At 64.4% G+C, this 12,483-nt stretch carries 14 protein-coding genes; 5 read left to right on the top strand and 9 right to left on the bottom strand.

Features of this window, described 5'->3' with window-relative positions; all coding sequences use genetic code 11:
• Position 1: 1 nt before the first annotated feature.
• The 9 genes from BTO20_RS30965 to BTO20_RS30925 all read right to left on the bottom strand — a co-directional run bounded on the left by BTO20_RS30965 (position 2) and on the right by BTO20_RS30925 (position 7,430).
• Positions 2–823: an SDR family NAD(P)-dependent oxidoreductase gene (locus BTO20_RS30965; RefSeq protein ID WP_087079681.1), complete on the bottom strand. Its 822-nt coding sequence runs from the start codon at positions 821–823 to the stop codon at positions 2–4.
• A gap of 29 nt (positions 824–852) precedes the next feature.
• Complete coding sequence (locus BTO20_RS30960) at positions 853–1,281, bottom strand: nuclear transport factor 2 family protein (protein ID WP_087079680.1); 429 nt, start codon at positions 1,279–1,281, stop codon at positions 853–855.
• 61 nt (positions 1,282–1,342) lie between these two features.
• Complete coding sequence (locus BTO20_RS30955) at positions 1,343–2,470, bottom strand: NDMA-dependent alcohol dehydrogenase (protein WP_087079679.1); 1,128 nt, start codon at positions 2,468–2,470, stop codon at positions 1,343–1,345.
• 83 nt (positions 2,471–2,553) lie between these two features.
• The gene (locus BTO20_RS30950; protein ID WP_087079678.1) at positions 2,554–3,102 is read right to left on the bottom strand and encodes a nuclear transport factor 2-like protein; all 549 of its coding nucleotides are present in this window, start codon (positions 3,100–3,102) and stop codon (positions 2,554–2,556) included.
• A gap of 2 nt (positions 3,103–3,104) precedes the next feature.
• Entirely contained in the window at positions 3,105–3,311 is a 207-nt protein-coding gene (locus BTO20_RS30945; protein WP_087079677.1) for a ferredoxin, read from the bottom strand.
• A 6-nt stretch (positions 3,312–3,317) separates the two neighbouring features.
• Positions 3,318–4,667 carry a cytochrome P450 gene (locus BTO20_RS30940; protein ID WP_198344588.1) on the bottom strand — a complete coding sequence of 450 codons (1,350 nt, stop codon included), beginning with the start codon at positions 4,665–4,667 and terminating at the stop codon, positions 3,318–3,320.
• A gap of 5 nt (positions 4,668–4,672) precedes the next feature.
• Positions 4,673–5,500 carry an SDR family oxidoreductase gene (locus BTO20_RS30935; protein ID WP_087079675.1) on the bottom strand — a complete coding sequence of 276 codons (828 nt, stop codon included), beginning with the start codon at positions 5,498–5,500 and terminating at the stop codon, positions 4,673–4,675.
• A gap of 53 nt (positions 5,501–5,553) precedes the next feature.
• Positions 5,554–6,756 (bottom strand): cytochrome P450, encoded by a 1,203-nt coding sequence (locus BTO20_RS30930; protein WP_087079674.1) that lies wholly within the window; start codon positions 6,754–6,756, stop codon positions 5,554–5,556.
• A gap of 80 nt (positions 6,757–6,836) precedes the next feature.
• Positions 6,837–7,430 (bottom strand): TetR family transcriptional regulator, encoded by a 594-nt coding sequence (locus tag BTO20_RS30925; RefSeq protein ID WP_087079673.1) that lies wholly within the window; start codon positions 7,428–7,430, stop codon positions 6,837–6,839.
• A 189-nt stretch (positions 7,431–7,619) separates the two neighbouring features.
• Between BTO20_RS30925 and BTO20_RS30920 the strand changes: the two genes are divergently transcribed.
• The 5 genes from BTO20_RS30920 to BTO20_RS30900 all read left to right on the top strand — a co-directional run bounded on the left by BTO20_RS30920 (position 7,620) and on the right by BTO20_RS30900 (position 12,471).
• Positions 7,620–9,089 carry an aldehyde dehydrogenase gene (locus BTO20_RS30920; protein ID WP_087079672.1) on the top strand — a complete coding sequence of 490 codons (1,470 nt, stop codon included), beginning with the start codon at positions 7,620–7,622 and terminating at the stop codon, positions 9,087–9,089.
• An 83-nt stretch (positions 9,090–9,172) separates the two neighbouring features.
• Positions 9,173–9,925, top strand: a complete 753-nt coding sequence (locus BTO20_RS30915) for an SDR family oxidoreductase (protein WP_087079671.1) — start codon at positions 9,173–9,175, stop codon at positions 9,923–9,925.
• Complete coding sequence (locus tag BTO20_RS30910) at positions 9,922–10,800, top strand: NAD(P)-dependent oxidoreductase (RefSeq protein WP_087079670.1); 879 nt, start codon at positions 9,922–9,924, stop codon at positions 10,798–10,800. The genes BTO20_RS30915 and BTO20_RS30910 overlap by 4 nt, the downstream gene beginning before the upstream one ends.
• A gap of 11 nt (positions 10,801–10,811) precedes the next feature.
• Entirely contained in the window at positions 10,812–11,255 is a 444-nt protein-coding gene (locus tag BTO20_RS30905; protein WP_087079669.1) for a carboxymuconolactone decarboxylase family protein, read from the top strand.
• Positions 11,245–12,471 (top strand): hypothetical protein, encoded by a 1,227-nt coding sequence (locus BTO20_RS30900; protein ID WP_087079668.1) that lies wholly within the window; start codon positions 11,245–11,247, stop codon positions 12,469–12,471. The genes BTO20_RS30905 and BTO20_RS30900 overlap by 11 nt, the downstream gene beginning before the upstream one ends.
• Positions 12,472–12,483 lie beyond the last annotated feature (12 nt).

Raw genomic sequence — 12,483 nt, 5'->3', positions numbered from 1 at the left:
CTCAGCCGATCAGCTGCGCCAATTCGTCGACGGTCCACGGCGGTGACGAGTGGTGGTCCCGGTAGGCGATGAATCCGGGTGTGGGGCGCGCGAATTCACCGACGAAACCGCCCGCGGCGATGAAGATCCGGCCGGTCACGTTGCGCGCAGCGTCGCTGACCAGGTAGCCGTAAGTCGGCGCGACGTAGTCCGGCGAGGCCGCGTCGAGCGCACCCTGCATGCTGACGTCGTCGAGCAGGCCGCGGAGGTTGAGCTCGGCGATGTGCTGCTCGTAGTCGGGGCCCGTGGACAGCCGGGTGCGCGCGCCGGGGCACACCACGTTGGCGCGCACCCCGTGCTCCTTGAGTTCGGCCGCGATCGCCAGCGTGAGACCGTTGACCGCACCCTTGCCTGCCGGGTAGCCCGAGCCGCCGTAGTCGCCGAGGAACGCGAACGAACTGGTGTTGACGATGGCTCCGCCGCCCTGGGCCACCATCCGGGGTGCCGCGGCGCGGCAGGTCTCGAACACCGTGACCAGATGCGCGTCGAGCAGATCTCGGAATTGGGTACTGGTCACGTTGAGGATGGACGAGCCGACCGGCTCGGCTGTCCCGGCACAGTTCACCAGGATGTCGATGCTGCCGAATTCGGAAACACACCGGTCGATGAGGGCGGCCGCGACGGCCGGATCAGACGGCGAACCCGCATGTGCCACACCCGAAACCCGCTCGGCTGCGGACTCAGCGGCTGCGGCGTCGCGGCCGCTGACCACGACGCCCGCACCCAGCGATCCCAGCAGCTCCGCGACGGCGAGGCCGATGCCCCGAGTGCCGCCGACCACCACGGCACCGCGGCCGGTCAGTGCCCCGGCGGTCAGCTCTCGCCCTCCTGGGCGAACGTCATCGCGTCCATGTTCCAGTAGCCGCGCAGATTGGTGATCAAGCCGGCCTCATTGACCTTGTAGGTGAACACCCCGCGCACGGTCGCGGTGAAGCCGTTGGGAAACCTGGTGTGCAACACCAGGATGTAGGCGATCTCGGTCGGTGAGCTTGACGGAAAGGTCTCCTCGCACGTGACGGTCAACGTGTTCGGGCCGATGTTGGTGTCGTAGAAGACCGCGACGGCGTCTTTACCGCGCACCCCGGAGCCGTCGGGATTGGTGACGGCCTCGCCGATCGGGTCTTCCACCACGACGTCGTCGGCCATCAGGGCCAGCCAGCCCTCCCGGTCGCCGGACTGCACGCATCGCCAGGATGCTTGCGAGGCGATCTGGACGGGCGAAAGCTCTTGGGTCTGCGTCATATTCGTCTCCTCATCCGCCGAAACCGCATTCCGGCCAGAATGCGGTTTCGGCGGGAAGTGGTCAGCGGTCGGCGTCGGTGTAGCGGATGATGCCGCGGATGTTACGGCCCTCCAACATGTCCTTGTAGCCGTCGTTGATCTGCTCCAGCTTGTACTGGCGGGTCACCATGTCGTCGAGGTTCAGCTTGCCCGCCTTGTACATCGACAGCAGCTGCGGGATGTCGTAGTGCGGGTTGCCGCCGCCAAAGATGGTGCCCTGCAAGTTCTTCTGCATGAGCGTCAGCATGGCCAGGTTCAGCGTGACGTTGGTGTCGAGCAGGCTGCCGATCGCCGTCACCACGCAGGTGCCGCCCTTGCTGGTGAGGTTGAGGTAGTTGTCGACGTCCTCACCCTTGAGCTCACCCACGGTGACGATCGTCTTCTTGGCCATCAGGCCCCACGTCACCTCGGCGACGCCCCCCATGGCGGCGAAGATGTCCGGGTAGACGTGGGTGGCACCGAACTTGAGCGCCTGATCACGCTTCCACTCGACCGGGTCGACCACGAAGATGTGCCGGGCGCCGGCATTGACCGCGCCCTGCAAGGCCGCCATCCCGACACCGCCGACGCCGATGATGGCCACGTCGTCACCGGGGCGGATGTCGGCGGTGCGGACCGCTGAACCGTAGCCGGTGGTGACGCCGCAGCCGACGAGGCATGCCACCTCGAAGGGGATGGACTTGTCGATCTTCACCACCGAGCTCTTGTGCACCACCATGTACGGGCTGAAGGTGCCGAGCAGGGTCATCGGGAAAACGTTCTGGCCCTTGGCCTGAATACGGAACGTGCCGTCGGAGACGGCTTGACCGCCGAGCAGTCCGGCGCCCAGATCACACAGGTTGCGTAGGCCGGCCTGACACGACGGGCACTGGCCACAGGACGGGATGAACGACAACACCACGTGGTCGCCGGGCTCGATGCCTTCGACGCCGGGCCCGACTTCCGTGACGATGCCCGCGCCTTCGTGGCCGCCGAGCACGGGGAAGCCGCCCATCGGAATGCCGCCGGTCACCAGGTGGTGGTCGGAGTGGCACATGCCCGACGCTTCCATCTGGATCTTGACCTCATCCTTGACGGGATCACCGATTTCGATCTCCTCGATCGACCACGGCTGGTTGAACTCCCAGATGAGAGCGCCCTTTGTCTTCATCACGTCCTACTTTCGTTGGAGGCTTCCCGCGCCAGACTAAGTTATCTAGGTCACATAAGGAAGGTCGCATTTGACCTTCGGGCTCACCAGATCGGAACCGGTGCTTCTCCCAGCGGGTAGTAGCCGGGCAGCTTCTCGCCTGCCAGGCTCCGTTCGATGCGCTTCTGCATGCCCGCGCTGAGGTCACCGGAGGTGATGAGCTTCATGAACATCGACGAGACATGGCCGAAATCGAAGAAATCGCGTTGCCATTCGATCAGCAGCTCGCCGTCCTGCTCGGTGAGCCGGAACCAGCTCCCGCCGATGCCGTAGATCTCGTCGGTCGTGTCGTCGGACTTGTTGACGATCTGCTTCCAGAAGCCGACGATCTCGCTCTGCCTGTCGTCGACCAGAACCTTCTGATATTCGTAGACCCAGTTCTCCAGGCCTTCCATCTCCAGACCCAGTGCAACGTCGCGGATTTCGTCGCGTCCGACGCACATCACGTCTTCCTTGGGGCCGATGTTCCAGCCGTAGGTGGCGTCAGCGGTGTAGAAGTCGGCCAGCGGCTTCCAGTCACCGGCCTTCTCGGCGTCCTTGTTGGCTTGCAGCCAACGTTCGACCCAGTTGTCTAGTGCTTCGCGCGACGGCATGGCTATTCCTTCTCGGTGATGGACAGGGCTCGGGTGGGACACATATCGACCGCTCGCTCGACGTCCTCGCGGAGCTCGTCGGGTGGTTCGGGATCGGTGATCTCCACCGTGCCGCGTTTGGGCACGGTGAAGACGTCCGGGGCCTCCAACTCGCACATCGCGTGGCCCTGGCACAGGTCGGCGTCGACCTCAACGCGGTAGCAACCCATGGACGCTCACCCCTTCGTGCGTCTGCGGTACCGAACTTTGGCGGGGCGTTCCAACTGGACGACCATCTTCGAGTGGTCGTTGCGATACGAATCCGCAGGCTGGGCCATCTCGAACTCGTACTCCCGCAACAACACCGAGAAGATCGCTTTGATCTGCATCTGGGCGAACGCCGCCCCGACGCAGCGATGCCGGCCGGCTCCGAACGGGATCCACGTCCACCGGTTCGCGACGTCGGCCTGTTCGGGTTTGTCGTAGCGATCGGGGTTGAACGCGTCGGGGTCGGGGAAGTCCTCCGGGATGCGGTTGGAGATCGCCGGGGACGCCGCGACGAAGTCACCCTTGTGAATCGGGAACCCCTCGACCTCGAACTCGCCCTGGGCTACCCGCATCAGGATGATCAGCGGCGGATGCAGCCGCAGCGTCTCCTTGACCACGTTGTCGAGCTTCGGGATCTGGCGCAGCGCGTGGAAACTCACCTCTTGGCCGTCGGCGTAGAGCTCGTCGAGTTCATTCTGGACCTCGGCGTAGACGTCGGCGTGCCGGATCAGTTCGATGAGGGTCCACGATGACGTGCCGGAGCTGGTGTGGTGGCCGGCGAACATCAATGAGATGAACATTCCGGTGATCTCATCGGCCGAGAACCGGAGGCCGCCTTCTTCGTCCTTGATCGACACCAGCACGTCGAGCATGTCGCGATCGGACTTGTCCCGCGGCGGGTTGGCCAGCCGCTGGTCGATGATCTCCTGCACCAGCGCAACGAGTTTCACGCGCGCTTCATCGCGCCGCTGGAAACTCTCGATCGGCAGATACGGGTCGACGTAGCACAACGGATCGGTGCCGCGTTCCAGTTCGTGGTAGTACCGAGCGAACCGGGAGTCCAGTTGTTCACGGAATTTCAGGCCGATCAGGCATGCCGTCGAGGTGTAGATCGTCAGCTCGGCGAAGAAGTCCAGCAGTTCGATCTCGCCTTCGTCGCCCCAATCGGCGATGATCTTCTTCACCTCGCCCTCGATGGTCGCGGCGTGGGCCTTCATGTGGTCACCGCGCAACGCCGAGTTGTGCAGCATCTCCTTGCGCCGCTCGGGACTGGCGTCGAACACCACACCCTTGCCGAAGATCGGCGTCATGAACGGATAGGCCTCGGCCTGGTCGAGATCCTCGTCGGCAGAACGGAAGAAGAATTCGTTGGCCTGTGCGCCCGAGAGTAGGATGACGTGCTTGTCGACCAATTGGAACCAGCCGACGTCCCCGCATTCGTCCCGGACCCGCTGCATCAGGCCGATGGGGTCGGTGCGGAACTCCTCCAGGTGGCCGTGCTCCTCTGCACCACCGGAAACGCGTTGTACTTCCTTCAGAGCGGTCACTGTCCGGGCATCCCTTCCCCCCCGAGGGCGAGCTTCTGGCGGTCTTTGACGTCGGCGAGCGGAGCCTCGGGCTGAATCTCCAGGTTCGCGATGAATCCGCCTCGCGGCGTCTCGGCGACGAACGTGATGGCGCGTGCCAGATCAGCGGCACGCAGGAAGTAATCGTGGCGGGCCTGCCCCCATTTGGCCCAATCTTCCAGGGCGGGGCCGATTTTCTCGGCGGGCAGTGTCCAGCCCATCGCCGTCCGGGTCGGCCCCGGATGCACGATCGAGGCACGCACGCCGGTCCCTTCCAGCTCCATCTGCAAGTTGGTCACCATCGCGACCAGGCCGGCCTTGGCGGCGCCGTAGGCGCCCATATGGGGCCGCTGCCGCAGGGCGACGTCCGAGCCGACGAAGATCACGTCGCCGCGTCGGCGTTCCACCATGGCGGGCAGCACCGCCGTCGCCATCCGATTCGCCCCGATGAGGTGGATCTGCACCTGGGCCTCGAACTCGTCGGTGCTCATCTCGTGCAGCCGCCCGAAGTTGGTGTCGCCTGCGCCGGCCACCAGTACCTCGATCTCGCCCAGCGCCTCAGTGGCACCGTGCACGAACGACTTCACCGAATCGGTGTCGGTCACGTCAAGCGAAAGCGCAATCGCCTCGCCGCCACCGGCTTTGATCTCCTCGACGAGTTCCTGACATTTCTCGACCCTGCGTGCGCCGAGCGCGACCGGGAAGCCGTGAGCGGCCAACTGCTTCGCAGTCGCGGCGCCGATACCTGAGGAGGCGCCTGCGACGATCGCGGGCCGGCGGTCAGGGTGCGGTTCAAAACGGGCCATTTAGCGTTTCTCCACTGTGATGGGTTTCAGCGGTGGGACACCGCAATTGGGCTTCAGCGGTGGGACACCGCAATTGGCAGATGCGCGAATCCGCGGACATTGCTGGAATGCACCCGCACGGCCGCGGATTCATCCACCTCATATCCACGGATTCGTTTGAACAGCTCGGTCAATGCCACCCGGGCCTCCATGCGGGCCAGGTGCGCGCCGAGACAAAAGTGCGCTCCACTGCCGAAACTCACCAGCTTCGAGCCGATGTCGCGGCCGATGCGGTATTCGTCAGGGTTTTCGAAGACGCGTTCGTCGCGGTTGGCGGACCCGGCCAACAGCAGCAGCACGTCCCCGGCGGGGATGGTGGTGTCGTAGAGGGTGAGGTCTTCGACCACCGCGCGGGCCAGGATCTGGCTGGACGTGTCGTATCGCAGGGTTTCCTCCACCCACGGGGTGATGAGGTCATGATCGTCGAATACCGGCGCCAGCTGGTCCGGATTCTTGAATCCCCAATACGCGGCATTGGCAAGCAGTTTCGTGGTGGTCTCATTTCCCGCGACCACCATCAGGAACAAGAAGGCCATGATCTCGTCGTCGGTGAGCTTGTCGCCGTCGATCTCCGCTTCGATCAACGCCGAGGTGAGGTCATCGGTGGCCTTCGTGCGACGCTGCTTCACCATGTCGGCGTAGTACACCAGCAGCTCAGCTGAGGCCTGCATGGCGGACGCGGGGACATCGGCGACCCCGTCCTCACGGTGCATGACACCGTCGGCCAGGGCGCGGATGCGGACCCGGTCCGACTGCGGAACACCCATCAGTTCGGAGATGACATCCATGGGCAGCTTGCCGGCGAATTCGTCGACGTAGTCGAAGCTTTCGTGTTCCAGTGCGGCCTCGAGGTGCTGGACCGCGATCTCGGTGACCCGACCCTCCAACTCGCGGATGCGCCGCGGCGTGAACCCCTTCGACACCAGAGTGCGCAACCGCAGATGGGCCGGATCATCCAGCGCCAGGAACGACATCACCCGGTGGGCCTCGTCGTTGCGGGAGATCGGATCCAGCGACACCCCATGTTTGTTGGACAGTGCGGTGCTGTTCCGGAAACCCCGCAGCACGTCGCTGTGCCGCGACAGCGCCCAGAAGTTGAGCTTGTCGTTGCGGTACACCGGGGCTTCGTCGCGTAGCCGCCGGTAGTACGGGTACGGGTCCTCGTGCAGGTCGTAATCGTAGGGGTCGAAAACCAGTTCTGCAGTTTTCGCGCTCATCGGTGTTGTCTCCTCTTCGCGCAAGCGCTCATCGGTGTTGTCTCCTCTTCGCGCAAGCGCTCATCGGTCTTCTCCCAGGCTCAGGCATTCTTGTCCTCTCCGAGGACGAGGCCCACCACATACGTCAGCCGGTCAGCGATCTGGTGGTAGGTGAAGGCGCCACTGCCGGCATTGACCAGTGCGCCGAAGAACGTCATCTCCAAGGCCGAGACGATGCGCGGATCGGCGTCCGGGCCCACCGCGGAGCGGATGCGTTTGTGGATCTCCCCGCCGATGCGGTCGCGGACCGTGCGTACCGCGGGATCGCTGCCGCCACCGAGCAGGGCGGTGGTGCATGCGGCGGCGACTTCTGGTTCGTCGGCGACGACCAGCGTGAGGGCGCGCAAGACCTTGTCGACCCGCGTCGTCATCGCGTCGTTGACGTCGGTGAAGTACGGAACCTGGTTGACCAGGTCGAGGTACACCTCGGCGATCAGGTGGTTCTTCGAGGAGAAGTAGGTGTAGGCAGTCGCCGGCGCCACCTTCGCGCGAGCTGCGACGGCACGCACCGTGAGATCGGCGTACGAGGACTCGCGCAGCATCTCGATCCCGGCGCTGAGGACCTTGCGGAAGGTTTCTTCCTGCCGACGGTTGCGCGGTGTTTCTGTGACTGCTGCCACGGCATCGCTGGACACATGTCCAAATTATCTGACGACGCGGACATTGAGCAAGTGTGCGTCATATATTCGCAGATCAGCGCCATCGAATTCGGTCGACCGGGTGCGGTCTGGTGGTGCGCCCTTGCGGGTCTGCAGCCTCTGACGCTATGGTTCGAAATGAGACAGCCGGACAGTTGTCCAGAATTCGCGAAGTGGAGTTCACCGATGCCGGTACTGGCCGATCGCCAGAGTCAACTGCTCATCGACGGCAAGCTCGTCGCCGGTCGCGGCGGAGTGTTCGACACCGTCAACCCCGCGACCGAAGAGGTGCTCGGCATCGCGGCTGATGCTGACGCCGAGGACATGGGCAATGCCATCGAGGCGGCGCGGCGGGCATTCGACGACACCGACTGGTCGACCAACACTGCGCTGCGGGTGCGTTGCCTGCGTCAGTTGCGGGACGCCTTGCAGGAGAACGTGGAAGACCTGCGCGAGCTGACCATCGCGGAGGTGGGGGCACCGCGGATGCTCACTGCCGGTGCGCAGTTGGAAGGGCCCATCGGCGATTTGGCATTCTCGGCCGATACGGCGGAGCACTATCAGTGGCGTACCGATCTGGGACATGCCACCCCGCAAGGGATTCCGACCAACCGCGTGGTGGCTCGCGAAGCCGTCGGTGTCGTCGGCGCCATCACGCCGTGGAACTTCCCGCACCAGATCAACCTGGCCAAGGTCGGTCCCGCGTTGGCGGCGGGTAACACCCTGATCCTCAAGCCCGCCCCGGACACCCCGTGGGCTGCCGCAGCCGTCGGCCAGATCATCGCCGAGCAGACCGATTTTCCTCCCGGCGTGATCAACATCGTCACCTCCAGCGACCACTCTGTCGGCGCGCTGCTGTCGAAAGACCCGCGGGTGGACATGGTTTCGTTCACCGGGTCGACTGCGACGGGCCGTGCGGTGATGACCGACGCCGCGCTGACCATCAAGAAGGTGTTCCTCGAGCTCGGCGGCAAGTCGGCTTTCCTGGTGCTCGATGACGCCGACCTAGGTGGTGCGTGCGCGATGGCGGCGTTCACCGTCGCCATGCACGCCGGTCAAGGCTGCGCCATCACCACCCGGTTGGTGGTGCCGCGATCACGCTACGACGAGGCCGTCGAGGCCGCTGCCGCAACTCTCGGGTCCATCAAGCCCGGCGATCCCAACAGCAAGCGCACGGTGTGCGGGCCGCTGATCTCAGCGCGGCAGCGGGACCGGGTGCAGTCCTACCTGGACCTGGCCCTGCAGGAGGGCGGCCGGTTCGCCTGCGGCGGTGGGCGGCCCGCGGATCTGGATACCGGGTACTACATCTCGCCGACGGTGATCGCCGGGCTCGACAACTCTGCGCGGGTAGCGCGCGAGGAGATCTTCGGGCCGGTGTTGACCGTGATCGCCCACGACGGTGACGACGATGCGGTGCGCATCGCCAACGACTCGCCCTACGGCCTGTCCGGCACGGTGTTCTCCGGCGACGACGCCCGGGCTCAGGCCGTGGCTGCGCGGATGCGCGTCGGCACCGTCAATGTCAATGGCGGTATCTGGTACTCGGCAGATGCGCCGTTCGGCGGCTACAAACAGTCCGGCAACGGCCGGGAGATGGGGCTGGCCGGCTTCGAGGAGTACACCGAGATCAAATGCATTGCCACTCTGGCTGGTTGAGACGGTATCGAGCGGCCAGTTGTGACTCGCGATCTCACGAGAATCGTTCAGCAACTGGCCATTCGGCGGGAAAGGATTGAGACATGGGACAGTTCGACGACAAGGTGGCCATTGTCACCGGGGCCGGTGGCGGCATCGGGCAGGCCTACGCCGAAGCGCTGGCGCGTGAAGGGGCGGCAGTCGTGGTGGCCGACATCAACGTCGAAGGCGCTCAGAAGGTCGCTGACGGCATCACGGGAGAGGGCGGATCGGCGCTCGCGGTACGCGTCGACGTCTCCGATATCGACTCGGCCAAAGAGATGGCTGCGCAGACGCTTTCGGAGTTCGGTGGTATCGACTATCTGGTCAACAACGCTGCGATCTTCGGCGGCATGAAGCTCGACTTCCTGCTCACCGTCGACTGGGACTACTACAAGAAGTTCATGAGCGTGAACCTCGACGGTGCGCTGGTGTGCACCCGCGCGGTGTACCGCAAGATGGCCAAGCGTGGCGGTGGCGCGATCGTCAACCAGTCCTCGACTGCAGCCTGGTTGTACGCCAACTACTACGGTCTGGCCAAGGTCGGCATCAACGGCCTCACCCAGCAGCTGTCCCGTGAACTCGGTGGGCAGAACATCCGCATCAACGCCATCGCGCCCGGACCTATCGACACCGAGGCCAACCGGACCACCACGCCCAAGGAGATGGTGGATGACATCATCAAGGGAATTCCGTTGTCCCGCATGGGGCAGCCCGAAGACCTCGTCGGCATGTGTCTGTTCCTGCTCAGTGACCAGGCCAAGTGGATCACCGGCCAGATCTTCAATGTCGACGGCGGACAGATCATCCGGTCATGAGTGCCGACGAGCGCTTGCGCAAGGAGCCGACCAGCACTGTGTACGGATACATCGGCCTGGGCAACATGGGTGCTCCGATGGCCAAGCGCTTGGCAGAATGGCCGGGCGGCTTCATCGTGTACGACGTGCGGGCCGATGCTCTCGCGCCCTTTGCCGAACTCGGCGCCACGTTGGCCGATGACGTCGCCACTGTCGCCGACGCTGACATCATCAGCATCACGGTGCTCAACGACGAGCAGGTGCGGTCCGTCATCGCAGAACTGGCGGCAAAGGCCAAGCCGGACACCGTGATCGTGATCCACTCGACGATCAGCGACACCACCGCCGTCGAGCTCGCCGAGCAGTACAAGCCGCAGGGCATCCACATCGTCGACGCCCCGGTCAGTGGAGGTGGGGGAGCCGCCGAAAAGGGCGAGCTGGCCATCATGGTCGGCGCCGAGCGTCCCGTCTACGAGCGGATCAAGCCCGCGCTCAAGCAGTTCGCCTCGATGGTGATCCACGCCGGCGAACCCGGCGCCGGTACCCGAATGAAGTTGGCTCGCAACATGTTGACCTTCACCTCGTATGCCGCGGCGTGTGAGGCGATGAAGTTGGCCGAAGCCGCCGGGCTGGATCTGCAGGCACTCGGCCGGGTGGTGCGCCACACCGATGCGCTGACCAGTGGGCCGGGTGCCATCATCGTGCGCGACAACATGTCCGAGCTGACGCCGGATCACTGGCTGTACGACGCCTTTACCCATACCCGAGGACTCGGTGAGAAAGACCTGAACCTGGCGCTCGGGTTGGGTGAGGTTGTGGGGGTGGATCTTCCGTTGGCTCAGGTGGCGTTGCAACGACTGGCAGACGGTCTCGGTGTACCGCACGGAAACGACTAGGAGAACTTTCGATGGACGAGTTGCGCGCCAAGGGCCTGGCCAAGATGAACGAGGTGTACGGCTGGGAGATGCCCAACATCGAGGGCGACCCCTATTTCGATCTGACGGTGGATCATCTCTTCGGCACCATCTGGACCAAGCCCGGACTGTCCATGCGCGAGAAGCGGTTGATGACGCTGTCGGCGGTGACGGCGCTGGGCCTGCAAGATCTCGCCGAGGTTCAGGTGAACGCGGCCCTGCTCAACGGTGAGTTCACCGAGGAAGAACTCAAGGACATCGCCATCTTTCTCACCCAGTACGTCGGCTTCCCACTCGGTTCCGGCCTCAACGGCACCGTGTCGAAAGTTGTGGCGAAGCGGCGCAAGGCGGCTGAGAAGGGACTTGACGAGGACAGGCGGGCCAATGTGAACGCCGCGGTCAAGATGAACACCGGGAGCGAGCTCGATGACAAGTAGGTACGTCTCCCTGTCGCACGCTGAGCTCGTCAAGCTGGTACCCGAGCTGCTGCTCATGGGGCAGCTGATCGACCGATCCGGAATGGCCTGGTGTATATCGTCATTCGGCCGCGCAGAGATGCTGCAGATCGCCATCGAGGAGTGGATGGCGTCGAGTCCGATCTACACCAAGCGGATGCAGCAGGCGCTGAATTACGAGGGCGTCGACGTCATCACCATCTTCAAGGGACTGCAGCTCGACATCGGTGCGCCACCGCAGTTCATGGACTTCCGCTACACAGTGCACGATCGCTGGCACGGTGAGTTCCAGCTCGATCACTGTGGGGCGCTGCTAGACGTCGAGCCAATGGGCGACGATTACGTGCGCGGCATGTGCCACGACATCGAGGACCCGACGTTCGATGCGACGGCGCTGGCCACCAACCGCCGCGCGCAGGTCCGACCGATCCACCGGCCGCCGCGGACGCCCGCCGACCGGAAGCCACATTGCGCGTGGACCGTCATCATCGACGAGTCCTATCCGGAGGTCCCCGACATTCCGGTGTTGGATGTGATTCGCCGAACCCACGCTGCCCAAACGGTTCTCGATGACATCGACGTGTCTCAGCCCGGGCAGTCCGACTACTCGGGCCCGCTGGTGTCCGACTTCGACTTCGCCGCCTTCTCGCATTCCGCACTGGTGCGGATGGCCGACGAGGTGTGTCTACAGATGCACCTGCTGAATCTGGCGTTCGTGCTCGCGGTCGGCAAGCGTGCCGGTACCGACACTGCCCTGGCCGCCGATATCTGTGTCAAGCAACTGATCGGCGTGGCAGGCGTTGGCGCCGAACGCATTCACCGTGCGCTCGAGTTGCCCGGCGGCATCGAAGGCGCCGTGCGTGTACTCGAACTGCATCCTCTGCTGAACCCGGCCGCTTACGTCAGTGCAGAGTTCGGACCTGATGTGGTGTCCGTGCGGCGCTCGCCGGCGCACGAGGACGGGGCTTGGGTGTCGTTGGCCGGCCCAGACGAGACCCGGCCGCTGCAGGCCATCGTCGCCGCCGTCGACCCGCACCTGTCTGTTGAGGTGATCGGATCAGATACTGAATGGATAGCGCGGGTGATTGAAACTGATACGGCGGCAAAGGAATTCGGTGAGGTGGCGGTCGTCAAGTTCAGTGGCGGGGCGTCGTTCGTCTTTGAGCCGCGGAAGTCACTGCCGTTGACGGTGGTGTGAGGCGCGCACGCG

It is taken from the genome of Mycobacterium dioxanotrophicus (genome assembly GCF_002157835.1).
GTDB classification, from domain to species: Bacteria; Actinomycetota; Actinomycetes; order Mycobacteriales; family Mycobacteriaceae; genus Mycobacterium; species Mycobacterium dioxanotrophicus.
Note: the sequence above shows the minus strand (reverse complement) of the source record. Positions and strands in the feature narration are given on the sequence as shown.

Excerpts from the sequence above, each read along its gene's own strand:
- BTO20_RS30935 (WP_087079675.1), bottom strand. The coding sequence starts at position 5,500 with ATGGCCCGTTTTGAACCGCACCCTGACCGCCGGCCCGCGATCGTCGCA.
- BTO20_RS30950 (WP_087079678.1), bottom strand. The coding sequence starts at position 3,102 with ATGCCGTCGCGCGAAGCACTAGACAACTGGGTCGAACGTTGGCTGCAA.
- BTO20_RS30955 (WP_087079679.1), bottom strand. The coding sequence starts at position 2,470 with ATGAAGACAAAGGGCGCTCTCATCTGGGAGTTCAACCAGCCGTGGTCG.
- BTO20_RS30915 (WP_087079671.1), top strand. The coding sequence starts at position 9,173 with ATGGGACAGTTCGACGACAAGGTGGCCATTGTCACCGGGGCCGGTGGC.
- BTO20_RS30945 (WP_087079677.1), bottom strand. The coding sequence starts at position 3,311 with ATGGGTTGCTACCGCGTTGAGGTCGACGCCGACCTGTGCCAGGGCCAC.
- BTO20_RS30960 (WP_087079680.1), bottom strand. The coding sequence starts at position 1,281 with ATGACGCAGACCCAAGAGCTTTCGCCCGTCCAGATCGCCTCGCAAGCA.
- BTO20_RS30900 (WP_087079668.1), top strand. The coding sequence starts at position 11,245 with ATGACAAGTAGGTACGTCTCCCTGTCGCACGCTGAGCTCGTCAAGCTG.
- BTO20_RS30910 (WP_087079670.1), top strand. The coding sequence starts at position 9,922 with ATGAGTGCCGACGAGCGCTTGCGCAAGGAGCCGACCAGCACTGTGTAC.
- BTO20_RS30905 (WP_087079669.1), top strand. The coding sequence starts at position 10,812 with ATGGACGAGTTGCGCGCCAAGGGCCTGGCCAAGATGAACGAGGTGTAC.
- BTO20_RS30920 (WP_087079672.1), top strand. The coding sequence starts at position 7,620 with ATGCCGGTACTGGCCGATCGCCAGAGTCAACTGCTCATCGACGGCAAG.
- BTO20_RS30930 (WP_087079674.1), bottom strand. The coding sequence starts at position 6,756 with ATGAGCGCGAAAACTGCAGAACTGGTTTTCGACCCCTACGATTACGAC.